This window comes from Halarcobacter sp. (assembly GCF_963675975.1).
Lineage (GTDB): Bacteria > Campylobacterota > Campylobacteria > Campylobacterales > Arcobacteraceae > Halarcobacter.
Genome location: NZ_OY780939.1, coordinates 3214946 through 3239783 on the forward strand (window position 1 = coordinate 3214946; position 24838 = coordinate 3239783).

The following is a 24838-nucleotide window of genomic DNA, read 5'->3' on the forward strand; positions in this document are numbered from 1 at the left end:
ACTACTTTATAATCTCTAAATCACCAGTCAATGTCTTTAAAAAGGCAACTATTTTATTAATCTCTTCATTAGTTATTGGTCTGCCTAATTGTACAAAAGCCATTGTTTTTACAGCATCTTTCAAATCTTCTTCTCTACCATCATGAAAATATGGAGCTGTTAATTCAATGTTTCTTAAAGTTGGGACTTTAAAATAGTATTTATCCTCTTCATCTTTTGTGACATTGTATCTCCCTAAATTTATACTTTGAATATGAGAAAATGCTCCAAATTTATTGTAATGGTTTCCCCCAATATTTATACCATGATGACAAGCGATGCAACCTTTATTTTTAAATATTTCATATCCCTCTTTTTCATACTGGGTAATTGCATTTTCATCACCTTTTAAAAACTTATCAAATCTTGAATTAGGTGTTATTAATGTTTTTTCAAACTCTGCAATTGCATCAACTATATTTTCTTTTGTTATTCCATCATCATAAATTATTTCAAAATCTTTTTTATATTCTGTGTCATTTAAATTTTTTACTAAATCATCGAAGTTATGTGCCATTTCTATAGGGTTTTCAATTGGACCAGAAGCTTGTTCTTTTAAATCTTTTGCTCTTCCATCCCAAAATTGAGAGAAATTAAATACTGAATTTAATACTGTTGGTGCATTTACATCACCTAATCTTCCTTCTACTCCAAATGATGTTTTTAATCCATCATCTCCGCCATTTTTTAAATCATGACAGGTAGCACAAGAAATCGTATTATTTATAGATAGTTTATTTTCAAAAAAAAGTTTTTTTCCTAATAATGCTTTTTTATAATCAAACTTTATCTTATCAGGAATGGGAGTGATATTTGAAGCATTTAAAAAAATTACTACAAATATTAATATAAAAATATATCTCATAAAATACCTTCAATGCAGAGTATTAATATTTAAAAAGAAGTAAAACCTAAGGTTTTACTTTTCTTGACAAGATGCACATACTCCATAAAGTTGCATTGAATGACTAGTTACTCTAAATTTATTTTTTTTAGCTATTTTATCTTGTCTTTTTTCTATTTCATCATCCATAAACTCAACAATTTTACCACATTGCGTGCAGATTAAGTGGTCATGATGATCTTTAAAATTACTTTCATATTTTTTACCATCAGTACCAAAAGTTATTGAAGTGATTAAATTAACATCTTCAAGAAAACCTAAAGCTCTATATACAGTGGCTATACCTATATTAGAATCTGGTTTTTTTTCTTTTATTAAATTATATACTTCTTCCGCAGTTAAGTGTTCATTAGCTTCTAATAATATATTTAAAACAATTTCTCTTTGTTCTGTATATTTAAGCCCTTTTTGTTTTACTATTCTTTTTAGTTCATCAATTACTTCTTCACTATTCGCCATATATATACCTTAATGTAAACTATTACAATATTATTGCGAAATTATCATCAAAATTACTTAAAATAATGGAATCTTAACTATTTTTGTTATCATTTTTAAATTAATTATCTATTTAATATATTAATTTCGTAATTTAAGGTAACTTTCAATAGAATACGATAATTATTATCAGTATAAATAGAGGGTAGTTTATGTTATTAAGTGAATTAATAAAAGGAGAATGTGGTAAGATAGTTGCAATTGACTCTAACCCACTACTAAAATCAAGATTTAGTTCTTTTGGAATTGTAAAAGGTTCAACTATTACAATTATAGAACAAACTCTTTCAAAGAATACAATAGAAATAAAAATCCAAAATAGTAAAATTGCTATAAGAGTATCTGAAGCTCAAACAATAAAAGTGGAAAAAATAGAATGTTAAGTTTTAAAGAAAAAAAATCAATAAAAATTGCATTGGTTGGACAACCAAATGTTGGTAAATCAATGCTTATTAATTCTATTTCAAACTCTAGATTGAAAGTAGGAAACTTTTCAGGAGTAACAGTAGAAAAAACCCAAATTATTTTTGAATACAAAGATTATATATTTGAGATTACTGATTTACCGGGTTCTTACTCTTTAACAGAATATACAATTGAAGAAAAAGTTACAAAAAATTATTTAGAAAAAAATGATTATGATATTATTTTAAATGTATTAGACTCTACAAACTTAGAGAGAAATCTATATTTAACAAATGAACTCTTAGCACTTGATAAGAAAATGGTACTTGCTTTAAATATGACAGATGAAGCACAAGAAGAGGGAATATCAATTGATGAGAAGCAATTAAGTAAGATTATTGGAAAACCTTGTGTAAAAACATCTGCAAAAACAAAATTAGGAATTGAAGAGCTTATTGAAGCACTTGTAACAAAATTTGAGTCTTCAAAATTTGAATCTAAACTTATATTTTCAGATGTAATTGAAGAAGAGATTGCAAATATAAAAGCTTTATTATTTGAAAAAAAATATAGAAGCGATATACACTATAGAGAGATTGCTATAAAACTTTTAAAAGAGGACAAGAATACTTTTTTAAAATTTCATGATGAACCAATATGGATTGAACTACAACCTTTATTAAGTGAATCTTTTGAACATATATATTTACATTATGGAACTAAAGACTTAAATGAAATCTTTGAAGATGAAAAATTCGCTTTTGCAAGAGGTGCGGTAACTGAAACAGTTAAAACAAAAAAAGTTGAGGAACAACACCTAACAATCACAGATAAGATAGATTCAATACTAATTAATAAATTTTTAGGTCTACCAATTTTTCTTTTTCTTATGTGGGGACTTTTCCAACTTACTTTTGAAATTGGAAATATTCCAATGGATTTAATTGATGCTTTTTTTGCTTCATTAATTGAAAAAACAAAATATATATTAGGAGATACTCAACTCTCTTCAGTTATTGCCGATGGTGCAATTGCCGGAGTTGGTGCAGTTATTCTATTTTTACCAAATATTGTAATACTATTTTTGGGTATAGCTTTACTTGAAACTACTGGATATATGAGTAGAGTTGCTTTTCTTTTAGATGGTTTTTTCCATAAATTTGGACTTCATGGTAAATCTTTTATCCCTCTTGTTACAGGTTTTGGATGCTCAGTTCCTGCTTATATGGCTGCAAGAACTCTTAAAAACCCTAGAGATAGGCTTTTAACTCTATTTATTATAGGATTTATGTCATGTGGAGCTAGACTTCCTATATATGTACTTTTTACAGGAGCATTCTTCTCAGAAAAAAATGCAGGAAATATTTTGTTTCTTATATATATTTCTGGGGCAATATTAGGACTTATAGCTGCAAAAGTTTTAAAAGCAATAGTTTTTAAAAGTGAAGATGAACCATTTGTTATGGAGATGCCAAAATATAGATTACCTTCACTTAAACTAATTTGGCATACAGTTTCGAATCAAGCTTTAATGTATATGAAAAAAGCAGGTACATATATATTAGCAGCTTCTATTTTAATTTGGTTTGCTTCAAATTATCCAAAATATCCTGAATATGAAGAGATGATGAGTGAAAAAATTGAGTTAGCAAGTTCAGAAGAAGAAAGGTATGAATTACAAAACAAAATCTCTCAATATAATCTTGAGAACTCTTATTTAGGAAAAGTTGGTAAGTTTTCTGAACCTTTATTTGCACCTTTAGGATTTGACTGGAAAATGACTGTTGCCCTAGAAACAGGACTTGCAGCAAAAGAGATTGTAGTTTCTACTTTAGGAATTTTATATGGTTTAGGTGAAGAATTAGATGAGAATAATCAAGGATTATTGGAAAAAATAAGAAATAATATACCAATGGCTTCAGCATTGGCATTTATAGTATTTGTAATGATTTATTTACCTTGTTTAGCAGCATCAATGGTATTTACTAAAGAAGCTGGTGGATGGAAATATCTATTTTATCTATTTGTGTTTACAACAGCAACAGCTTGGGTGTTATCTTTTATAACATACCAAATAGCAAGATATCTTTTAGTGTAGAATAAAACTATTCTACACTAAAGTTTGTAACAATTTCGTTCTCACCCTCTATTACTTTAAATTGCCAATCACCTTTCATTCGACCTTCGATATATCTAAAATCGTATACTGACCCATGACCTGCTGGTATTAAAATAGTTCTTTCCCTTGAAATTTCACCTTGGGGATTAATCCATTGAACTTTTATTTCAATATCTGTCTCTAATCTTTCATGTTCATATTTACATATAATAGAATTTTCATCTTGTAAAATTAAACAATCAGCACTATATTTAGGACTCTCATCAAAAGTCTCACTAAATCCAATTGTTGAAATAAACAACAAGGAGCATAATAGTTTTTTCATTTTAACTCACTTTTTATTTTCATCATATTTTTCCCATATAGCTTCTTCTTTTAAGCTAGATCTATTAACAAGAACTTCAAAAGGATTATAAGCTTCTTTATATCCCATTGAAAAATGATCTTTTATCCAATAACCTAAATATATATATGGAATATTTAACTCTTTTGCAATTTTAATTTGTGCTAAAATTGAGAATTTTCCAATTGATAAATCTTCATAATCATGGTCATAATAACAATAAATTGAAGAAATAGATTCTGAAAGAATATCAACTAAAGCAACTCCTATTAATTTGTTATCTCTTACATACAAAAACTCTTTTGTATATTCATCTTTACCTTGAACATAAGACCTATCATACTCTGATGGTTCAATGGGATTATAAACCCAATTTTTCTTTTTATTCATATGATGATGATATTTATCATATAATCTTAAATGGTCTAAAGTTAAAGAAGGAGGCTGAATATAAAGTTTAGTATCAAGATTCTTCTTAAAAACTCTTTTTTCCGATTTCGAGAATTTATAATTTGCAACATCAATTCTCATAGAAACACATTTTGTACAATCTTTACATTCAGGGACAAAGTGCATTTTACCAAAACGTCTCCATCCATGCTCTAACATATTTTGATAGTCATCTTTAGTGCACTTATGAATATATCTATATCTTATATCAGATATTTCATCATCAAAATATGAGCATTCTCTGTTTTCTTCTACAAACTCTACATCGTGTTCTAATATATGCATAATTATTCGTTTATTTTCTCTTTTATCTCTTTTGCTATAGAACTAATCTTAGCAATTTTTTCATTATTTGACAAGGTTTCATCAACAAGATGTTTTACAAATGCACTACCTACAATAACCCCATCAACACCTATAGATTTCTCTTTACAAGTATTTTCATCAACTCCAAATCCAATATATAAAGGAGTATCAGAATATTTTTTAACCATAGATATTATATTACTTAAATCTTCAGCTTTTCCACTTCCTGTGATACCTGCATAAGCTACCATATATATAAATTTTTTTGAATTTTCGACAACTTTTTTTATTCTCTCTTCACTATGTGTTGGTGCAACAAAAGAGATATTTGCTTTATCATATTTCTCAAATAAAGAATTAACTAATTGTGACTCTTCAAAAGGTAAATCAGGAATAATCATCCCACCTACATCATATTCTTGTGCTTTTTTTAAAAAGTTTTCTAAACCATAATGAAAAAATGGATTCATATATCCCATCCATAACATATCCATTTTAGGAGCTATTTGTGAACTTACTTCAAATAAATCATTTAAACCAAACCCACTTTCTAATGCTATATGATTTGCTTTTTCAATAACAGGACCATCTGCCACTGGATCAGAAAAAGGAACTCCAAGTTCTAAGGTGTCAACTCCAGCTTCTTTCATACTAAGTGCTAAATCTATTGTAAAATTATTATCTGGAATCGAAGATGTAATATAACCTACTAATTTTTTCAAAATAAAATCCTAATATTTTTTAATTATTGTTCATTTTATCTAATTTTATCTTGAATAGATATGAGTATAAAAACATAATATATTAATCTGTAATAAAATTTTCCAATAAAAAGGATAAATTTGATACAATATTTACTAAAATTATAAAGTATTAGGGAATTTTTTAATGAGTATAATTAAAAATAATTTTGAAAAAATGAGTATTACAAAAATCAAAAAAGCTAAAAACACAAAAAAATTAACAGTTATTACAGCTTATGATGCGTTATTTGCTAAACTTTTTAGTGAAATTGCAGATATGATTTTAGTTGGAGATAGCTTAAATATGAGTTTTGCAGGGAAAAATGACACTTTATCTGCAAGTTTAGAGCAGATGATTTACCATACAAATGCCGTTTGCAATGGAGCAAAAGATGCTTTTGTAATTACAGATATGCCTTTTGGTACTTACATAAACAAAGACCAAGCTTTAGAAAATGCAATAAAAGTTTATGCCCAAACAAATGCAGCTGCTATAAAAATTGAAGGTGGAGAAGATAGAGCTTTTATCGTCGAGCATCTAACAAAAAACTCTATTGCCGTTATGGGACACATAGGTTTAATGCCACAATATGTAAGAAGTGAAGGTGGATACAAAGTTAGAGGTAAAACTGATGAGGATATAGAACAACTAATAAAAGATGCAAAAGCTATTGAAAAAGCTGGAGCATTTTCCCTTGTAATTGAAGGGGTTATGTCAGATGCAGCAAAAAAAATATCTCAAGAGGTAAATATACCTACTATTGGTATTGGAGCAGGAAAAGATACAGATGGTCAAGTATTAGTTTGGTCTGATATGTTAGGTTTCTTTGAAGAGTTTAAACCAAAATTTGTAAAACACTATTTAAACGGTGCCCAGCTTGTTAAAGAATCTGTGGAACAATATAGAAGTGAAGTTCAAAATGGAACTTTTCCTTCAAAAAATGAAGAGTATTAAAAATGGAAAGAGTTGTTGAAGTAGAACAAATCTCTTTTGAAGAAGAGAATTCAGAGGTTAATTTACGTCCTTCATCTTGGGATGACTATATTGGACAAGAGAAAATCAAAAAAAATCTAAAAGTATTTATTGAAGCTTCTAAAAAAAGAAATGAAGCTTTAGACCATATTTTATTTTATGGACCTCCAGGACTTGGGAAAACTACTTTATCATATTTAATCTCTAGTGAGATGAACTCAAACATTAAAGTTACAGCTGGTCCAATGATTGAAAAAAGTGGAGATTTAGCTGCTATTTTAACTAACCTTGAAGAGGGAGATATTTTATTTATTGATGAGATACATAGATTAAGTCCTGCTGTTGAAGAGATATTATATCCAGCAATGGAAGATTACAGATTAGATATTATTATTGGTTCTGGACCTGCTGCACAAACTGTGAAGATTGATCTACCTAGATTTACTTTAATTGGAGCAACTACAAGAGCTGGTATGTTATCAAACCCTTTAAGGGAAAGATTTGGAATGCACTTTAGAATGCAGTTTTATACCCATGAAGAGTTAGCTAAAATCATTCAAATAGCTTCTGTAAAACTAAATAAAATTTGTGAAGATGATGCAGCACTTGAAATCTCAAAAAGAAGCCGTGGTACTCCAAGGGTTGCCCTTAGATTATTAAGAAGAGTAAGAGACTTCTCAGAAGTTGAAAACGAAAATACTATTCATCTAAAAAGATGTCAATATGCCCTTGATGAACTTGGCGTAAATGATTCTGGTTTTGATGAAATGGATATAAACCTTCTTGAACTTTTAGTATCAAATAAAGGTAAACCTATGGGACTTTCTACAATTGCTGCTGCTCTTAGTGAAGATGAAGGTACAATTGAAGATGCTATTGAGCCTTATTTATTAGCTAATGGATTTATTGAAAGAACAGCTAGAGGTAGGGTTGCATCGGTTAAAACCTATGAATTATTTAGACTCTCATATCCTGGAAGTTCTAAATTAGAAGATGAAGGAACTCTTTTTTGAAACCACACTACTTTTTAATTGCCTTAACTGTTGTAACAATATTTTTTATGTTACAACTATTTGAGCCATTTTTAAAACCTTTAATTGTTGCCCTACTTTTAGCTGTGGCAACAAATTCTTTGAATGTGTATTTTAAACACCATATCTCAAGTACATTTCTATCTACAATGCTAATGACTATACTTTTAACAGCAATATTCTTTGTTCCTTTGTTATATTGTATTTTCTCTTTTGCTACATTAATTAATAAAATTGATCAAAAAGCTTTAATAGAGATGTTTGAGGTTGCTAGACACTGGGTAGAAAACATACCTAATGATTTTATATTTTTTAAAGAACAATTAATAAAAATATTAGAAAAAGTTGATATTCCTGAGTTTATACAAAATCTTTTTTCTGTAGGTGCATTTTTAGGAAAAAACTCTGCTAAATTTATTATTGATATGATTATGATTTTAGTATTCTTCTTTTTCTTTACATTCTACAGTAACAACTTAGCACACTATTTTAAAGAAGCCTTACCTTTAAAAAGTGAAGATTCAAATGCTTTATTTTATGAATCATCAAATGTAATGAGTGTAGTACTTTATTCTATTTTAGCAACTGCTATTTTAGAGGGATTTCTTTTTGGAGTATTTGTTTCATTTTTTAATTATGATGGAATACTATTAGGGGTTCTTTATGGTTTTGCTTCTTTAGTTCCAGTAGTAGGAGGATTGATTATGTGGCTTCCTGTAGCTATTTATGAAATCTTTGCAGGTAGTACAACAAATGCCATTGCAATCGCTGTTTATTCTATTGTAGTAATATCAATTATTGCAGATACTTTTATAAAACCAATTATAATTAAATATATAAACCAAAGGGTAGTAAAAACACCAACAAAAGTAAATGAATTATTGATTTTCTTTGCAATTGTTGCCGGACTTTCTACATTTGGGTTTTGGGGTATGATTATTGGACCTGCAATGGTTACATTTTTTATATCACTTTTACAACTATTAAAAAAGTTTAGTGATGATTTTTATAGTTTTGAACAAACAATGGAGAATAGGAAATAATCCTATTCTTCTCCTGAGATAATATCCCCTTGATATGTCATAATTCCATAATCATAATTTAATACTTGTTTATATCCTGAACTTAAAAGTATTCTTTGACAGTAGGCACTTCTACTACCACTGTGACAGTAAAGTATAATTGGTATATCTTTCTTATCTTGAATTTGTTCTAGTGATTGATAAAAAGATGTTGTAGGAACTAAATAATCAGTACCTTTAATTCTTCCTCCAACCCATTCCATCCATTCTCTAGTATCAACTAAAAGAAAATCTACGAAACCAAGTTCTCTTGCTTCAATTAAAGCTTCAACTTCACTTGCATTTACCTCTTGTTGTTTTAGAAGTTCTTCACACTGCTCTTTAGTTAAGCCTTGAGAATGATTATTCTCTTGCGCTGTTACTGTTTCATTTTCTGTTGATTTTACATAATCTTCTGTACAAAATATTGCACAGTGACAATGTCCCATTGAAGGTATCTCTTTTTCTAAAGCAGGAGTACATGGACATAATCTATTGTCCTCTTTATCTCTCTCCTCTTGTGTTTCACCTACAACCATAAAACAGGGACAATATCTTTTCCCATATATCATTTTGTTTCTTGTTAAACCCATTTGGATTGATTCATTTACATCATCTTCAGGATTATAAAAAAAGTTATACTCTTCGCAAACTTTATCAGTAAACTGTTTTGTAAGTTCAAGTTCTGTTTGGAACTCATCACTTTCAATATCAATTTTCTTTATCATAGCTATTCCTAGTTTTTGGGGAATTTTACAACTATTAACTTTATATTTTCTTATAATTTAGCTCTATTTATATACTTTTAGTAAAAAATAGCATTATTATAATATTTATTTATATATCTATTTTTATTTTTGTAAATTTGAAATCTATATTTTTTTATATACTATATTTTAAACCATTTTTTACATGAATTTTACTATTTATACTATATACTCTATAATAACTATTATTACTCTCATGGTTGGTAGATGAAAGATATTGATATAAAAAATATTATAGAATGTGAATATTGTGGGCTTTTTATAAAGTTATATGAAACTAAAAAAGAGTACAAATATAAATGTCCTAGATGTAAAATGAAAATTTCACAATATAAAAAACACAATTTTAATGCTTTATACTACTCAATCTCAGCATTTTTAGTTTTTATACTTCTGAATATATATCCATTAATTTCACTTTCAATAAACGAAAGAGATTTACAAGCAACATTAATAGATACAGTTATTGTACTTTTTCAACAAAATTTTTATTTTGTTTCACTTATTGTTTTTTTTACAATAATTTTATCTCCCCTTGTCAGTCTTGTAATTATTATTTATTCTTTTTTACATAATCATACAAAATTTAAAATATTTCCAAACCGTTATGTTTATAATCTTTTTCAATTTTTTAAAAGTTGGGGCTTTATAGATGTGTTTATTTTAAGTATTATTGTAACCTACATCAAACTTATAGGTATGGTATCAACAGCAAGATTTGATATAGGATTTTATCTTATTTTATTTTATATATTTCTATTTTTTATGGCCAATAAAAATTTTGAAATAAAAACAGTATTTAAAGATTAATATGATTTTAATATCTTGTAAAAATTGCCATAAAGTATTTGAAAAAGAAAATTCAAATGAATTTATCTGTGATAGATGTCATTGTAAAGTTACAAAAAGAAGAAAATTTTCACTTCAAATCTCTTTCGCTTTGGTTATATCAGCCATGTTACTTTATATACCTGCTATGATATATCCTATTATGAATATTACTCAGCTTGGAGTTGATAATAAAAGTACTATAATAGAAGGGATTATTAGCTTTTTAAATTATAAGGATTATTTTATAGCTATTGTTATACTTGTAGCTAGTGTAATTATTCCTTTAATAAAATTGATTGGATTGTTTTTGATTTTTTTATCTTTACTTGTTAACAATAATATGGATAATAAATTAAAATTAAACATTTTTAATACAATAGAATTTATAGGGAAATGGTCTATGGTAGATATTTACGTTGTAGCCCTACTCTCATCTATAGTTCAAGTTGGTGAAATATTTAATATAAAAGGTGGATTAGCAGCTACATCTTTTACTTTGGTAGTTATTTTGACAATGATTGCTGCAAACAGTTTTGATACTAGAATTATTTGGGATAAAAAGGAAAATAATGCAAACTGAAATAAATGAACCCTTAGTTGAAAAAAGAAAATCTATATCTTTTATATGGATTTTACCTCTTATTATATTATCTGTATTGATTTGGACACTTTATGAAAGTTATAGTAAAAAAGGAACAAATATACAAGTTGTATTTAATAGTGCCGAGGGTTTAAAAGAGGGAATAACACCTTTAAAATATAGAGGTTTAGAATTAGGAAAAGTTACAAAAATTGTAATAAAAGATTTAGAAAGAGTTGAAGTAAATATCCTAGTTAAAAAAGATGCCTCTGATTATGTTGCAGTGGAAGGTTCTAAATTTTGGATAAAAAAACCAACAGTAACCCTTACAAAAATTTCAGGCCTTGATACTTTAATCTCTGGTTATGAGATTGAAGTTATGCCAAAATACAACAAAAATAAAGATCTGAAATCCCAAACAGAATTTACAGGTTTAGATTCTCAACCAAATTTTGAATATATTAAAGATGGATATTATGTAACTTTATTACTAAGAGACGGAGATTCAGCCAATATTGGTATGCCTTTATTTTATAATAGTATTCAAGTTGGAGAGATAGTATCAAAAGAGTTATATGAAAACAATGTATATATGAAAGCACACATATACAAAAAATATGAAAACTTAGTAAATGAAAGCTCTTCTTTTATACTAAATGATGCTGTAAAAGTAAATTTTGGAGCAGGAGGCTTTAATTTAAAAGTTAGTTCTTTATATTCTGCACTAGTTGGAGGTATAAATGTAACAACCTCTGATTTAGATGCAAAAAAAATCACTGATGATAAACAATATCTTTTATATACAAGTGATGATAATCTAGAAGAAAAAGTGATTATAAATATAGAGTTCTTAGATGCTGAAGATATAGGTGAAGATACACCAATTATGTATAAAGGGATTACTATAGGTAAAGTTTCAAATATATCTTTAAATACAAACAGTGTAAATGCCCAAGCTTTTATTTATAAAAAATATAAATATCTATTAACTAATAATAGTGAGTTTGAAATAAACTCAGCAGAGATTTCACTTGATGGAATTAAAAATATAGGAACAGTATTTACAGGTAAATATATTACTTTAAACTATAAAAAAGGTGAATATAAAACATATTTCAAAGATAAAAAACTACTAAATAGCCAAATAAATGCAGATGACCTTGAACTAACACTAAAAGCTGAAAGTTTAGGTTCAATTACTAATAAATCAAAAATATATTACAAAGATATAGAGATAGGAAAGATAAACAATATCTCTTTATCTAAAAACTTTAATGAAGTGATTATAAAAATCCAAATATATGGTAAATACAAAAAAATCATCACAAATGACAGTTTATTTTATGATATGAGTTCAAAACTTATTGATATAAAGAATTTAAATCTAAATGTGAACTATTCAGGGATAAACCCTTTATTAAAAGGTGCAATAGCAGTTATAAAAGATGAAAAAAAATCAAAACTCACAAAAAATAGATTTAAAATTTTAAAAAGTCATCAAGAGGCATATAAAATAAAGAAAATGAGAAATAAAGGTTTTACTCTAAAAACTGCTTTTGAAAACAATTTTAGATTAGAAGAGGATATGCCAATATACTACCAAAACTATGAGATTGGATTTGTAAATAAAATAGATTTTGAAGAACATTATTCAAAAGCTGAACTGTTTATTTATAATAAATACAAAAAATATATAACTAAACACTCTAAATTTTATAAAAAAAGTCCTGTAAAAGTTGATGCTAGTTTAAATGGTATTTTATTTGAAATTGGAGATATCTCTTCCTTACTATATGGCTCAATTTCACTTGATAATAGTTCAAGAAAAGAGATAAATGGGTATCAAATATATGAATCTCTTGATACAATGAAAAACTCAACAAATACTATAAATATAGTGTTTGATAATATAGATGGCATAATAGAACAATCCTCAAAACTAGTTTACAAAGGGATAGATATAGGAAAAGTAATTGATATTTCATTAAGTAAAAATCAAAAAATAGTTTTAAAAGTACAAATCAATAAAAACTATGAAGAGTTTGCAAAACAAGGCAATAAATACTATTTAAAAAAATCCAAAATCTCACTGCAAGAGGTTAAAAACCTTTCATCAGCAGTTTTTGCAGTTAATATTGGTGTTGTAAAAGGTGATGGTAAAAAAGTTCAAACTTTATTTAATGGATATGATTCAATTTCTGATATTGCAGATTCAAATAAAGGCAAAATTTTTAAAGTAGAATCATTACATGCAACTAGTGCAGCAGTTGATTCACCAATATACTATAAAAATGTTCAAATAGGGAAAATAAATAAAGTGGATCTAAGTAGTGATGCTTCAAGAGTTATATTAGATTGTCTAATATATAACAAATACACAAATATCATTAGAAAAAACTCTAACTTCTATGATATCAGTGGTTTTAAATTAAAATTTTCAATTTTTTCAGGTACTAAAATAGAGACTAATACTTTTACAAGTATATTAAAAGGTGGACTTATGGTTGTAACACCAAAAGAGTATGATAAAAATGCAAATGAAAATGATAGATTTATATTGAAAAAAGAGTTAATGGATGATTGGGAAAATATAAGCCCAATCATCAAATAAGAATAGGATTAGAATGTTGCAATATATTCTGCAACAGCTTCTATATCCTCTTGTGTCATGTTAGATACTTGACTTTTCATAACACCTTTCATAACACCACCATAAGTTCCATCTTTATACCCATTTAATGATGAAACAATTTTATCTTTATCCCAACCTTTTATAACTTGAGATTTTCCTAAAGCTGGCTTTTCTGCACTTGCACCATGACAGCCAGCACATTTAAGATAAATACCTTTACCCTTTTCTAATAAGTTAGTAGAATCATTTGTATTTGTTTTAGCAGCAACTATTGTGTTAATACTCTCTTCAATTTTATCTTTTGTTTTATTAGCAGTATCAACAACCTCTTTAGTTACTTCTTGTGTTTTTTCAACTACATCTTCTGTAGTTTTAGTAACTTTTTCTTTTACACTTTCAACTGCATCTTTACTAGCATCAACAACTTTTTTTGATTCTTCAGATATTTTTGAAGCAACCTCTGAAGTTGATTGTTTAACTTGATCTACAAGTTTCTCTTCAGCAGTTTTGTTTTCAGTAGTAACAGCAGGTGCAACTTCTGTTTTTGGTTCGCTAGTTTTCTCTTCTCCACATCCTGTGAAAATCATAACAGCAACAACTGAACTTAACAAAATTTTTTTCATACTAATCCCTTAAGTAAAATAAGTCAAAATTTTACTTTTTTTTAGTTAAAAAAGAGTTTATAATTAATTTTAATGTATAAAATTTACTTATCTAATGGTGTATATGTAAATTTAAACTCATCTTTAACAAAATCTATCTTAACATTACCACCTTTTTTAAGTTTTCCAAATAAAATCTCATCTGTTAATACATTTTTAATTTTATCAGAAATAACTCTAGTAAGTGGTCTTGCACCCATTGCTTTATCATACCCTAGTTCTGCTAACTGATTTTTTGCTTTAGCAGTTATTGTAATTTTTATTTTTTTATTTTCAAGTTGTTTTTCTAAATCTTCAACAAATTTACCAGCAACTTTTGCAACAATATCCATTGATAATGAAGTAAAGCTTACCATAGCATCAAGTCTATTTCTAAACTCAGGTGCAAAGAATTTATTTACAGCTTTATTTTCATTTAGAGAATCATCTTTTGCAAATCCCATAACATTTGCTTCTGCTGCACCTAAATTTGATGTCATAATTAAAATTACATTTTGGAAATCTGCTTTATTTCCACTATTATCAGTTAATTCTGCATTATCCATAACCTGTAAAAGAATTGACATTAAATCTGGATGTGCTTTTTCTATCTCATCAAGAAGTAAAACACAATGTGGATGTTTTCTAATAGCTTCAGTTAATAATCCGCCATTTTCAAACCCAACATACCCAGCAGGCGCTCCAATAAGTCTTGATATTGTATGAGGCTCCATATATTCACTCATATCAAATCTTTCAAAATGAACACCTAATTGTGTAGATAACTCTTTTGCTACTTCTGTTTTACCAACACCAGTAGGTCCTGTAAAAAGGAAGCTTCCAATAGGTTTTCTATCAATATTAAGTCCCGCTTTATTTCTTTTAATTGATTGAACAATTCTTGAGATAGCACCATCTTGACCAAATACTCTTTTTTGCATTCTTTTTTCAAGATTTTTTAATAAACTAATATCAGATCTAGTTGTAGCTTTAGATGGAATATGTGCCATTTTTGCAACTGTATCCTCAATATCTTTTTGAGTAATTGAGATATTCTTTTTATTTACAGTTGAATATTCTATTTTTTTACTAGCTCCCACCTCATCGATAACGTCTATTGCACTATCTGGTAAGAATCTATCACTAATATATTTTTTACTTAGTTCAACTGCCATCTCAATAGCACTTTTACTATATTTTACATTATGGAACTCTTCATATTTTGATTTGATTCCCTCTAATATAGTAACTGTATCCTCTAAAGAAGGCTCGTTTATATCAACTTTTGCGAATCTTCTACTTAAGGCTTTGTCTTTTGCGAAATCGTTTCTAAATTCACTAAATGTAGTTGCACCAATACATCTTAATTTTCCATTTGCTAACATTGGTTTTAAGATATTTGAAGCATCCATTGAACTTCCACTTACACTTCCTGCTCCAACTATTGTATGAATCTCATCGATAAATAAAATAGCATTTGGAATTTTTACAATCTCTTTTAAAAGTGCTTTTAATTTTTTCTCAAAATCGCCTCTATATTTTGTTCCTGCAAGCATTGAACCCATATCTAAAGAGTAAACTTTTGCATTTTCTAAAAACTCTGGCACTCTTTTATTTGCAATCTCTAAAGCTAAACCTTCAGCAATTGCTGTTTTACCAACACCTGGTTCACCAACTAAAATAGGATTGTTTTTCTTTCTTCTACTTAATATTTGAACAACTCTACTAATCTCAGTTGCTCTTCCAATAACTGGGTCAATATCCCCTTTTTGTGCTAAAGCAACTAGCTCAGTTGAATTTTTATCTAAAACTTTGTTGTCAGCAGATTCATTTTTTAAACCAGCTTCATCAAACTCTTCAGACTCTTCATTGTGAGAGATCTCTTCTAAAATATCAACTCTTTCAACACCTGCTGATTTTAATACAAATGTAGCGTAAGATTTTTCATCTTTTAAAATAGCTACAAACATATCTTCAACACCAGCATTTCTTTTTCCACTACTTTGTGTATGGGCTACCATATTTTCAATTGTAGAAGTTAACGTAATTGTTTCAATTGGTTCATCTTCTACATTTTCAGGAAATACAGGAGTATTCTCTTCAATGTGTTTTTTTATCTCATTAAAGATTTTATTTTTATCTAAACCTAAATCATTTAGAAGATTATCAATCACTTCATCATGGATAAGCATTAAAAAAATATGTTCTATTGTTAAATATTCATGCCTACTTTTCTTCGCATAGCTTACAGCTTGCGCAAATATATTTCTTAATTCTTTACTAATCATTACTCTTCTTCCATTACTGCTTTTAAAGGGAAACCCTTTTCTCTAGCTAAAGTTTTCACTTGAGCAACTTTTGTTGACGCAATCTCATGAGTATATATTCCACAAACATCTTTTCCATTATTGTGAATATTTAACATGATTTTTGTTGCTTGGTCAATATTTTTTCTAAAAACTCTAGTTAAAACATCAATTACAAAATCCATTGTTGAATAATCATCATTTAATAAAAATACTTTAAACTTTTTTGGTTCCTCTACTTCTAAATCACTATCAAGTTCAATTTCTAATTCGTTTGCCACAATATACCTCTTTTTTATTCAGTGTTGTATATATTATAACAAAAAACAACTAATCTTAGTAAAACAAATTGTTTATAAAATATTTTAAAGTTTATTTAATATTTTGATAAACTTACATTTTCAAAAGGAATTATATATGAATAGAGTATTTATTACAGCAACAAACACTGATGTAGGAAAAACATATGCCAGTGAACAAATTTTAAAACATTATGCAAAAAAAGGTTTCAAAGTAGGATATTTTAAACCTTGTGAGACAGGGGTTACTCATTCTCCACTTGATGGTTCAAAGATGTTAAATCTAGTAAAAGAATTAAACCCTGAATTTAAAGTAACAATAGAAGATGTTGTACCTTATCAGTTTAAACTTCCTGCAGCTCCATATGTTGCAAAAGAAGATAAAGATATAAATTTTATTTTTTTAAAAGAGAAAATAGCATATTTAGAAACTATGTGTGATTTTTTAGTTATTGAAGGTGCTGGAGGTTTAATGGTTCCAGTTTTAAAAGATATCTTTATGATTGATTTAATTGATATTTTTGAAGCAAAACCTATTTTAATTGCTCCATCTAAATTAGGGTGTATAAATGATATTTTATTATCTATTGAGGCTTTAAAGAAAAGAGAAATAGAGTTTGAATGGTATATTAATCTTTTTCAAGATAAAGATAGCTATGATGAAGTATCTAAGCCCTTTTTAGAAGATTATTTTGGGAAATTAAAATATCTTCATGAGTTGGATTAAATCCAACTCCCTTATAAAAACTTTTTTAACCAATTAAAATAAAAAGCAAAAATAAAAAATCCAAATCCTATAATTGCAGTTATTAATTGTAGAGAGATAAATCCTGCTGCTATTCCAATAAACATAGTTGTTAAAACATTTGAAATCATAAAAATCATATCATTGTAAGAGATTACTCTTCCTAAATATTTCTCTTCAACATTTTCTTGAATTAAAGCATAGGTATATGACCAAATTGTTGTTGTCATAAGACCTGTAAAAAACATTGCAATTAAAGCATAATAAAAATTAAACTGTAAAAAGCTCCAAAGAATAATTGCAGCCCCTTGAAAAATAAAAAGATAAACAAGAGTATCTTTATTTACTCTACTTGTAATAAGTAAAGGGCCAATCATTAAAGCAAAGGCTCTTACAGCATTTGTGATACCAATAGACAAAGGAACTGCAATAACATATTTATATTCATTTTTTGCTAATAATGTAACTAAAGTATCAAAAGAGGTTAATCCTACTGATGAATGAAAAAGTATTAAGTGAAGAACTAATTTATTATTTTTTAAATATAAAAATCCATCTTTTATCATTGATACAATTTTTTCTTTTGTATGAATAATCTCAACTTTAAATTCAATACTAAAAAATATCATAATTGCAACTATAAAAAAGACTGCGTCAATAATTATAGATATTTTTATACCTAAAGAGTGAACAACAACTCCACTTAAAGCCATCCCAGCAGCATAAGTAAAAGACCAAATAATAGAATGTATCTCATTAGCTTTTTGTAAAGCTTGTCCTCTGACAAGTTTAGGAAGTAAAGTCATCTCTGTAGCAAAAAACATAGAGGAACATCCCATTCTAATAAATATTAAAATCATTAATATCCACAATTCATCTTTGCTATCTATAGTAAGAAAAAGTAATGTAGTTACTAGTTCGGTTAATAGCAAAATTAACATTAAAGTTTTTACTCTAACTCTATCTATTATAGCTCCAGAAAAAGGACCAATTAAAACAGCTGGCAGTAGATGCATAGCTGTTACTAATGAAATAACAAAAGCAGAAGAACCAAAATTTACAGCCATAGTGTAAATTGCAACATTAGAAAACCAAGAACCAAAATATGCAACAAACTGCAATAATGATAGTTTTCTAATTATTGGATAATTAGTTAAAAGTTCACGGTAGTTCAAGTCTTATTAATACCTCTTGAAACATAGCAGAAAAAGCTAATTCATCACTTTTATGATTTGTTAAATAGTTTGCTTTTTTATTTCCTGCAAAAAGTACAATGCAACCTTTTTTTATATCTTCATCAAATTTTATTATAAAGGTACTTTCTCCATATGAAGATTTTGCTATTACTTCTTGATTCTCTTCAAAACTACAATCTGGATTTATATATAAAAAGCTGTCTTCTTTAAATTGTGAGTTTAAATTGTTTTTTCTTTTTCTAAAAAGAAGATAATACTCATCTTCATCTTTTTGCTCATAAAGATTTTCAACTTCAAGCTCTTCTAAGAACTCAAATTTTTCTATTTTTGAGTCATCAACAAACTCTTTATTTGTATAATAATCAAAAGCTTCCTCAAAATCAACTAAACCTTTAAAACCAAATTGTGTATTCATATAAGATGAAAATTCATACTCACTTATACTATTTTTTTGTTTCTCTTCTACATCATAAGATATAGCTTTGTACTCATGTCCATATGAAAGTCTTACATCTTTTTTTGCTTTAAAATTAGTAGCTGGGATTATAATATCTGCATATTCACAAGTATCATTAAATGTTGTACCAAAAAATACAACAAAAGTGTTTTTTAAACCTTCTATAACTCTTTTTGTATTAGGTGCACTTACAACTGGATTTGCACCTTGTATAAATACTAATTTATATTTTGAAAAATCAACTTCTGGTAAAGGAACATATTTTTTCCCTTTTACACTAAATTTTCCCTCATATGAGTAGGCTGAGTCACTTAAATACCAAACTCCACCTACATTTTTATTGTGTAAACCAATATATCCAGCAAAAGAATCTATCGCTCTTGTAATATTTACACCCTCATAGTACTTCTGTACTCCTATACCTAACAGTATTGAGACAGACTTATTTTTGATTATTTCAAAAAGTTTTGTAATCTCTTGAAGAGATATTCCTGTTGTTTGTTCATATGAGACTAAAGGTCTACTTTTAGCTAAATCAAAAAACCAATCAGCTCCATTTGATTGCTCTATAAACTCTTTGTCTTCCATATCTTCCATATATGCAAACCTTGTTAATAATAAAGCTAACTCATGGTCAGTTTTTGGATTTATCTGAAGGTGTAGTTCAGATTTTTTTGCAATAGGAGTTGATACTGGGTCAATAGTTATAAATATTTTATCTTTTGTAAGTTCATACATATGTGGACTTGTAATAGAATAATTTCGTCCCCAAACTATAATTACATCAGAATTTATAAGTTTTTCAATAGGAGGATTAACATTTTTCCCTCTTCCTAAGTTTATCCCCTCTTCTCCTGCACCTTCACAAAGACTTCCTTTAGTAAGAATAGAGCCAAAATTATTGAAAAATACTTTTGGAGAGTTTTGCATAACTCCTAAGTTTCCTGCACCTTTATAGTATAAAGTATCCTCTGGGTTCATCTCTTTTAATTTTGAAGTAAACTCTTGTAAAGCCTTATCTAAAGAGACCTTTTCATTTGATATATAAGCATCTTCTAAAAAATCCTCTTTTAATAAATTTGCAAAATTTACACAAAGTTTTGATTTAGTAGTAGGATGTTCTTTATTACCTTTTATTTTCCCATTACTTAATACTGCTTCACAAGTATCAAAACAGTCAAGGGGACAGGCAAGTGTGTTATTTAAATTCAATTTTAATTAACCTAGAAAATTGTTTAGGATTAGTAACTATAATCTCAACTTTGTAAGATGAGATATGTTTTGAATCTGCCACATCATATATTTTACTAATCTTTAAATCTGTTTTTTCACCATCTAAATATATATCTTTGTTTTTTATAGACTCTATATCTAAAATTGGAACATATATTTCAAGTTTACCTTTACTTAAATCTTTTGCTTCATAAAGCAGTGTTCCAGGAGTTACATAATCTCCTTCATTTACTGCTATATTATAAATATAATAATTTTTTTCAATTAGTTTTTTATTTTTGATACTATCTCTTAAATTTGCAATATTTATTAAAATATCTGCTTTATTGATTTGTAGATTTACTACATTGATTTTTTGATTATCTTTTTCATAACCTGATTTAGATTTAATCTTCATCAATCTTTCATAATTTGTATTTTGAAGTTCAATCATCTCATTCATTGCTTCTAATTTTTTTAATGATTGTTCTAAATCAATTCTATCTACATAAGAATCTATCTCAATAATTTTTGAATTATTTGACTTTTTACCCTCAATATTTTTATTTGAAAATATTATCTTACCACTAACTGAAGCTTTTATCTCATAACTCTCTATTGGCTCTAATTTAGCATAAAATTCATTTGCAAATGAAAAAGAAACTACAGCTATAACAATCAACAAATATCTCATATATTACCTCTTATAATTTAATCTCTCTGATTCTAGTAAGAATCTCTTTTTTAAGTACCTTAAACTCTTTTTCACTTTCACATTCAAAAATCAATTTATCTAAAGTAGAATCAATTTTTAAATATGGAATTAAAACTTTTATTAACTCATTTTTATCTTTTGAGCTTTTAACAAGTTTATTTAAAGGTGTTTCTTTTGATACTTTTTCTTTGCTTTGAAGTGTAACAAGTTTATATAAACCCAAAATTAATAGTGTAGCTATTATACCAAAGATAAAATATTTAGCTTTATCTTCTGTAGATATTTTTTCTTTTATTACAATTTTTTCTTTCGCAACTTCTTTAGTCTCTTTTGGTTTTTCCAGTACAACTTTTTGTTTTTCTTCAGTTTTATCAACTTTTATATTAAACTCTTTTGTACTCTTCTCAACTATTTTTTTATCTTTTTTATCAAAATATTTTAATTTTATACTTGGAATTGTAATTGAGTTTTCAGGAATAATAGAAAAAACTTTAGTATATGTTCCTTCATATCCTAAATTTGAATATGTTGTTTTTATATCAGGTTTATTATCATAAATAGTTGCATTTGGTATATCTAATTTTATATCTTGGATATCATCAAAATTCCCTATCCCTTTTATCTCTAATTTTAAAGATACTGATTCACCTTGTTTAATTTCAGTTTTATTAGCATTTGCATTTATATCAAAATCACCTATAAGTGATATATCTTGAGGAAGTTTTTTTACATCAAATTTCAATTCATTTGAATAAACTTTTTGAACCTTTGGTACAGATGAAAAAAATCCAAATGGTGTTGAACTATTTGATTGCATCAATTGAGCATCAACTCTTAAAGGGCCAACATTTAATTCACCACTTTTTTGAGGAAAAAGTAAAAACTCTAATTCTTGAACAATATATCCATTTTGTTCATATCTATCATTTTTATTTTCTATTCTTTTATACCAGAAATTTTCAAAGTGTGGTTTTTCAAAACCTAAATTAGTAATTTGCAAATCTCTTTTATATTTAAATACTAATTTGACAACTAAATCCTCGCCAACATATAAATTATCTTTAGAAGGAATTAATGTCAAATCAAAATCTGTAGAGTTTGTTTTATGTACTATTGTTTGTTTGACAACTTTTTCAGATGTATAAACCTCTTTATCATCAATTATAAATTTAAATTTTGGAATTGTAAAATCAGCAGAAGGGATAATTTTAAATCTTTTACTTAATTTTTCGTTGTAATCACCATTTATAATCTGTAAAGATTTTGAGGTACCTTGATTTTCTACAATATAATTATCTATTTTTTCTATTTTAGGAAACTCAATAGAACTTCCTGTAACTTCTATATCAAAATAATAGGGTTCACCCTTTACAAAACTATCTGGTGCTTTTAAAACAACATCTGCAAACACACTTAAATTTAAAATTAAAAAAAATATAATATACTTAACTAGTTTCATCAAAATGCCAATGTTCCTTCGATAGCGAAATTTGCTTTAGAATCAAGCTCTGCATGGGACAATACTGCTATTTGTAATCCAAATTTTTCATAAATTTCTGAAACTCTTTTTCTTAGAAGTGGATCTACAACCATAGCAACTTTACTATATCCTTTAGACTCAATCTCTTCAAGAAGCTCTTTTGTTTTAGTAACTAAATTATTAATCTCTGCAATTGAAAGCATAAGTTGTGATACCCCATGTTGCTCTTGCAGTTTTCCTATAAATTGTTGCTCAATATCAGGTTTAATTGTAATAATATGTAAAGTTCCATCCGTATCTTTAAATCTTTCTGTAATAAGTCTATATAACTTACTTCTTACATGTTCAAGTAAAATATCTGGAGCCTTTGTAAATTCAGCTATATCAGCTATTGCTTCAATTATTGTTAACATATCCACAATAGGTATTTTTTCATGTAAAAGATCTCTACATACTTTTAATAATGAGCCATAAGAAGTCACTTTCATAGCCTCTTCAACAACAATAGGGAAATCTTTTTTTAATCCCTCTACAATATCTACAATATCTTGTCTTGTGATAATATCTTCAGAATATTTTTTTATTAATTCAGATAAATGTGTTGATATAATTGTAGGAGCATCAACTACAGTAAAACCTTTCATTAAGGCTTCCTCTTTTTGTTTTTCCTCAATCCATGTTGCGTCAAGATTAAATACAGGCTCTTTAACTCTTAAACCTTTTAATTTTTCATTTGGTACACCACCCATAGCAAGTAGTTTATTTATCTCTACTCTTCCTGTTGCAATAGGAATTCTTTTTAAATAAAGTTGATATTCATTTGGAGCCAATGTAGTATCATCTGAAATTCTAATTTGCGGTATTACAAACCCTAACTCACTTGCAATTGTTTTTCTAATACCCCTAATTTTGTCTAAAAGTTCAGAATCCCCTTGAACTAGCTGTAATAATCTAATTCCAAGTTTTAATTCTAAAACCTCTAGCTTCATAATCCCTTCTATAACATTTTTTTCATCAGGAACAGATTTTTTCTTTTTATCTTTAAAATCTTTTAAATCACCAGTTGGTTCAATTTTATCTTTTACCTCTTTTTTAGGAGTAAATAGTTTTGTAAGAGCATTATCTTTACCACTCTCAATCATATTAATTGTGTATCCAATAAATACCATTAATGTACCCATTATCACTAATATTCCAGTAGGGAATCCTGGTATAAAACCAAATAATATCATTCCAATACCAACTAAAACTAATGACTTAGAATCTTTTACTAATTGAGCAACAGATTGATTTGCAAACTTATCTTCATCCATATTAGATCTAGTGATTATAATTGCAGTTGCCGTTGATAAAATCAGTGCTGGAATTTGTGCTACTAAACCATCCCCAATTGTTAAGATTGTATATATTTCACCACTTTGAGCTACTGTCATATCATGTTGAAATAGACCAATTAAAAGTCCACCAACTAAATTAACTAAAGTGATAATAATACCAGCAACTGCATCACCTTTTACAAACTTTGAAGACCCATCCATTGCTCCATAAAAATTTGCATCTGAGATTAACTCTTTTCTTCTAATTTGGGCTTGTTTATCATCTATAAAACCTGCATTTAAATCTGCATCAATTGCCATTTGTTTACCTGGCATTGAATCTAGTGTAAATCTTGCAGTAACTTCCGCAACCCTTGTTGCACCTTTAGTTACAACCATAAAATTAATCAGTACTAAAATAATAAATACAATAATACCAATAACCATATTACCACCAACTACAAAATCTCCAAAGGCGGAAATAATGGAACTAACTGCTTCAGGTCCATTATGACCTTCACTTAAAATAGATCTAGTTGTAGCAATATTTAAAGAAAGCCTAAATAGAGCTAGGATTAATATAATTGTTGGAAATGTTGTTAAATCTGAAGGTCTTTGAATATATAAAGATATTAATAATATTAAAAGGGATAAAGATAAAGATATAACTAAAAAAAAGTCTAAGGCACCCTTTGGTAAAGGGATAATAATAATTGTTAAAATAGCTACAAATAGAGCAACTACAAATAAGTCTTTTGATAAAAATTTTTTTAAATTCATTTAGTACTT

23 protein-coding genes are annotated in these 24838 nt (G+C 27.4%); 9 read left to right on the forward strand and 14 right to left on the reverse strand.

Annotated elements, in window-relative coordinates; genetic code table 11:
• Nucleotide 1: 1 nt before the first annotated feature.
• Together ACKU3H_RS16000 and ACKU3H_RS16005 are read right to left on the reverse strand one after the other, a co-directional pair.
• Entirely contained in the window at nt 2-904 is a 903-nt protein-coding gene (locus tag ACKU3H_RS16000) for a cytochrome-c peroxidase (protein WP_320034869.1), read from the reverse strand.
• Between the two features lie 54 nt (nt 905-958).
• Nucleotides 959-1402 carry a Fur family transcriptional regulator gene (locus ACKU3H_RS16005; protein WP_320034870.1) on the reverse strand — a complete coding sequence of 148 codons (444 nt, stop codon included), beginning with the start codon at nt 1400-1402 and terminating at the stop codon, nt 959-961.
• Between the two features lie 191 nt (nt 1403-1593).
• Between ACKU3H_RS16005 and ACKU3H_RS16010 the strand changes: the two genes are divergently transcribed.
• Both ACKU3H_RS16010 and feoB read left to right on the forward strand, forming a co-directional pair.
• A complete protein-coding gene (locus ACKU3H_RS16010; RefSeq protein WP_320034871.1) occupies nt 1594-1824 on the forward strand; it encodes a FeoA family protein in 231 nt (76 codons plus the stop codon).
• Nucleotides 1818-3944 carry a ferrous iron transport protein B gene (feoB, locus tag ACKU3H_RS16015; RefSeq protein WP_320034872.1) on the forward strand — a complete coding sequence of 709 codons (2127 nt, stop codon included), beginning with the start codon at nt 1818-1820 and terminating at the stop codon, nt 3942-3944. Before ACKU3H_RS16010 ends, feoB begins: the two co-directional genes overlap by 7 nt.
• Nucleotides 3945-3951: 7 nt before the next feature.
• On the opposite strand, the gene ACKU3H_RS16020 is transcribed toward feoB, so the two are convergent.
• The 3 genes from ACKU3H_RS16020 to trpA are packed head-to-tail and all read right to left on the reverse strand — an operon-like array spanning nt 3952 to nt 5786.
• The gene (locus ACKU3H_RS16020) at nt 3952-4290 is read right to left on the reverse strand and encodes a hypothetical protein (RefSeq protein WP_320034873.1); all 339 of its coding nucleotides are present in this window, start codon (nt 4288-4290) and stop codon (nt 3952-3954) included.
• Nucleotides 4291-4296: 6 nt separating this feature from the next.
• Nucleotides 4297-5043, reverse strand: coding sequence for an arginyltransferase (locus ACKU3H_RS16025; RefSeq protein ID WP_320034874.1), 747 nt, complete (start codon nt 5041-5043; stop codon nt 4297-4299).
• 2 nt (nt 5044-5045) lie between these two features.
• Nucleotides 5046-5786 (reverse strand): tryptophan synthase subunit alpha, encoded by a 741-nt coding sequence (trpA, locus tag ACKU3H_RS16030; RefSeq protein ID WP_320034875.1) that lies wholly within the window; start codon nt 5784-5786, stop codon nt 5046-5048.
• Nucleotides 5787-5952: 166 nt separating this feature from the next.
• Between trpA and panB the strand changes: the two genes are divergently transcribed.
• From panB to ACKU3H_RS16045, 3 genes are read left to right on the forward strand one after another with little or no spacing between them, the layout of a single operon-like run.
• Nucleotides 5953-6762, forward strand: a complete 810-nt coding sequence (gene panB, locus ACKU3H_RS16035; RefSeq protein ID WP_320034876.1) for a 3-methyl-2-oxobutanoate hydroxymethyltransferase — start codon at nt 5953-5955, stop codon at nt 6760-6762.
• A gap of 2 nt (nt 6763-6764) precedes the next feature.
• Complete coding sequence (gene ruvB / locus ACKU3H_RS16040) at nt 6765-7793, forward strand: Holliday junction branch migration DNA helicase RuvB (protein WP_320034877.1); 1029 nt, start codon at nt 6765-6767, stop codon at nt 7791-7793.
• Nucleotides 7790-8854 (forward strand): AI-2E family transporter, encoded by a 1065-nt coding sequence (locus ACKU3H_RS16045; RefSeq protein ID WP_320034878.1) that lies wholly within the window; start codon nt 7790-7792, stop codon nt 8852-8854. Before ruvB ends, ACKU3H_RS16045 begins: the two co-directional genes overlap by 4 nt.
• A gap of 2 nt (nt 8855-8856) precedes the next feature.
• On the opposite strand, the gene ACKU3H_RS16050 is transcribed toward ACKU3H_RS16045, so the two are convergent.
• On the reverse strand, nt 8857-9600 hold the full coding sequence (locus tag ACKU3H_RS16050) for a ferredoxin-thioredoxin reductase catalytic domain-containing protein (protein ID WP_320034879.1): 744 nt from the start codon (nt 9598-9600) through the stop codon (nt 8857-8859).
• Between the two features lie 246 nt (nt 9601-9846).
• Here ACKU3H_RS16050 and ACKU3H_RS16055 point away from each other — a divergent pair, with 246 nt between their 5' ends.
• From ACKU3H_RS16055 to ACKU3H_RS16065, 3 genes are read left to right on the forward strand one after another with little or no spacing between them, the layout of a single operon-like run.
• Entirely contained in the window at nt 9847-10449 is a 603-nt protein-coding gene (locus ACKU3H_RS16055) for a paraquat-inducible protein A (protein WP_320034880.1), read from the forward strand.
• Between the two features lies 1 nt (nt 10450).
• Nucleotides 10451-11050 carry a paraquat-inducible protein A gene (locus ACKU3H_RS16060; RefSeq protein WP_320034881.1) on the forward strand — a complete coding sequence of 200 codons (600 nt, stop codon included), beginning with the start codon at nt 10451-10453 and terminating at the stop codon, nt 11048-11050.
• Nucleotides 11040-13661, forward strand: a complete 2622-nt coding sequence (locus ACKU3H_RS16065; RefSeq protein ID WP_320034882.1) for an MlaD family protein — start codon at nt 11040-11042, stop codon at nt 13659-13661. Before ACKU3H_RS16060 ends, ACKU3H_RS16065 begins: the two co-directional genes overlap by 11 nt.
• Nucleotides 13662-13669: 8 nt before the next feature.
• Here ACKU3H_RS16065 and ACKU3H_RS16070 read toward each other — a convergent pair whose 3' ends face one another.
• The 3 genes from ACKU3H_RS16070 to clpS all read right to left on the reverse strand — a co-directional run bounded on the left by ACKU3H_RS16070 (nt 13670) and on the right by clpS (nt 16910).
• Nucleotides 13670-14305 carry a c-type cytochrome gene (locus ACKU3H_RS16070; RefSeq protein ID WP_320034883.1) on the reverse strand — a complete coding sequence of 212 codons (636 nt, stop codon included), beginning with the start codon at nt 14303-14305 and terminating at the stop codon, nt 13670-13672.
• A gap of 83 nt (nt 14306-14388) precedes the next feature.
• Nucleotides 14389-16611, reverse strand: coding sequence for an ATP-dependent Clp protease ATP-binding subunit ClpA (gene clpA / locus ACKU3H_RS16075; RefSeq protein ID WP_320034884.1), 2223 nt, complete (start codon nt 16609-16611; stop codon nt 14389-14391).
• The gene (clpS, locus tag ACKU3H_RS16080; RefSeq protein ID WP_320034885.1) at nt 16611-16910 is read right to left on the reverse strand and encodes an ATP-dependent Clp protease adapter ClpS; all 300 of its coding nucleotides are present in this window, start codon (nt 16908-16910) and stop codon (nt 16611-16613) included. The genes clpA and clpS overlap by 1 nt, the downstream gene beginning before the upstream one ends.
• Nucleotides 16911-17046: 136 nt before the next feature.
• On the opposite strand from clpS, the gene bioD reads away from it, so the two are divergent.
• Nucleotides 17047-17655 (forward strand): dethiobiotin synthase, encoded by a 609-nt coding sequence (gene bioD, locus ACKU3H_RS16085; protein ID WP_320034886.1) that lies wholly within the window; start codon nt 17047-17049, stop codon nt 17653-17655.
• An 11-nt stretch (nt 17656-17666) separates the two neighbouring features.
• On the opposite strand, the gene ACKU3H_RS16090 is transcribed toward bioD, so the two are convergent.
• From ACKU3H_RS16090 to flhA, 5 genes are read right to left on the reverse strand one after another with little or no spacing between them, the layout of a single operon-like run.
• Complete coding sequence (locus ACKU3H_RS16090) at nt 17667-18848, reverse strand: MFS transporter (protein WP_320034887.1); 1182 nt, start codon at nt 18846-18848, stop codon at nt 17667-17669.
• Nucleotides 18835-20538: a molybdopterin-dependent oxidoreductase gene (locus ACKU3H_RS16095; RefSeq protein ID WP_320034888.1), complete on the reverse strand. Its 1704-nt coding sequence runs from the start codon at nt 20536-20538 to the stop codon at nt 18835-18837. Before ACKU3H_RS16095 ends, ACKU3H_RS16090 begins: the two co-directional genes overlap by 14 nt.
• Nucleotides 20525-21232, reverse strand: coding sequence for an HlyD family efflux transporter periplasmic adaptor subunit (locus ACKU3H_RS16100; protein WP_320034889.1), 708 nt, complete (start codon nt 21230-21232; stop codon nt 20525-20527). The genes ACKU3H_RS16095 and ACKU3H_RS16100 overlap by 14 nt, the downstream gene beginning before the upstream one ends.
• 10 nt (nt 21233-21242) lie before the next feature.
• Entirely contained in the window at nt 21243-22712 is a 1470-nt protein-coding gene (locus ACKU3H_RS16105) for a BatD family protein (RefSeq protein ID WP_320034890.1), read from the reverse strand.
• Complete coding sequence (flhA, locus tag ACKU3H_RS16110; RefSeq protein ID WP_320034891.1) at nt 22712-24829, reverse strand: flagellar biosynthesis protein FlhA; 2118 nt, start codon at nt 24827-24829, stop codon at nt 22712-22714. The genes ACKU3H_RS16105 and flhA overlap by 1 nt, the downstream gene beginning before the upstream one ends.
• Nucleotides 24830-24838 lie beyond the last annotated feature (9 nt).

Excerpts from the sequence above, each read along its gene's own strand:
- bioD (WP_320034886.1), top strand. The coding sequence starts at position 17,047 with ATGAATAGAGTATTTATTACAGCAACAAACACTGATGTAGGAAAAACA.
- ACKU3H_RS16010 (WP_320034871.1), top strand. The coding sequence starts at position 1,594 with ATGTTATTAAGTGAATTAATAAAAGGAGAATGTGGTAAGATAGTTGCA.
- ACKU3H_RS16065 (WP_320034882.1), top strand. The coding sequence starts at position 11,040 with ATGCAAACTGAAATAAATGAACCCTTAGTTGAAAAAAGAAAATCTATA.
- ACKU3H_RS16100 (WP_320034889.1), bottom strand. The coding sequence starts at position 21,232 with ATGAGATATTTGTTGATTGTTATAGCTGTAGTTTCTTTTTCATTTGCA.
- flhA (WP_320034891.1), bottom strand. The coding sequence starts at position 24,829 with ATGAATTTAAAAAAATTTTTATCAAAAGACTTATTTGTAGTTGCTCTA.
- ruvB (WP_320034877.1), top strand. The coding sequence starts at position 6,765 with ATGGAAAGAGTTGTTGAAGTAGAACAAATCTCTTTTGAAGAAGAGAAT.
- ACKU3H_RS16025 (WP_320034874.1), bottom strand. The coding sequence starts at position 5,043 with ATGCATATATTAGAACACGATGTAGAGTTTGTAGAAGAAAACAGAGAA.
- ACKU3H_RS16060 (WP_320034881.1), top strand. The coding sequence starts at position 10,451 with ATGATTTTAATATCTTGTAAAAATTGCCATAAAGTATTTGAAAAAGAA.
- ACKU3H_RS16050 (WP_320034879.1), bottom strand. The coding sequence starts at position 9,600 with ATGATAAAGAAAATTGATATTGAAAGTGATGAGTTCCAAACAGAACTT.
- panB (WP_320034876.1), top strand. The coding sequence starts at position 5,953 with ATGAGTATAATTAAAAATAATTTTGAAAAAATGAGTATTACAAAAATC.
- ACKU3H_RS16105 (WP_320034890.1), bottom strand. The coding sequence starts at position 22,712 with ATGAAACTAGTTAAGTATATTATATTTTTTTTAATTTTAAATTTAAGT.
- ACKU3H_RS16005 (WP_320034870.1), bottom strand. The coding sequence starts at position 1,402 with ATGGCGAATAGTGAAGAAGTAATTGATGAACTAAAAAGAATAGTAAAA.
- ACKU3H_RS16000 (WP_320034869.1), bottom strand. The coding sequence starts at position 904 with ATGAGATATATTTTTATATTAATATTTGTAGTAATTTTTTTAAATGCT.
- ACKU3H_RS16055 (WP_320034880.1), top strand. The coding sequence starts at position 9,847 with ATGAAAGATATTGATATAAAAAATATTATAGAATGTGAATATTGTGGG.
- ACKU3H_RS16020 (WP_320034873.1), bottom strand. The coding sequence starts at position 4,290 with ATGAAAAAACTATTATGCTCCTTGTTGTTTATTTCAACAATTGGATTT.
- clpA (WP_320034884.1), bottom strand. The coding sequence starts at position 16,611 with ATGATTAGTAAAGAATTAAGAAATATATTTGCGCAAGCTGTAAGCTAT.
- ACKU3H_RS16070 (WP_320034883.1), bottom strand. The coding sequence starts at position 14,305 with ATGAAAAAAATTTTGTTAAGTTCAGTTGTTGCTGTTATGATTTTCACA.
- feoB (WP_320034872.1), top strand. The coding sequence starts at position 1,818 with ATGTTAAGTTTTAAAGAAAAAAAATCAATAAAAATTGCATTGGTTGGA.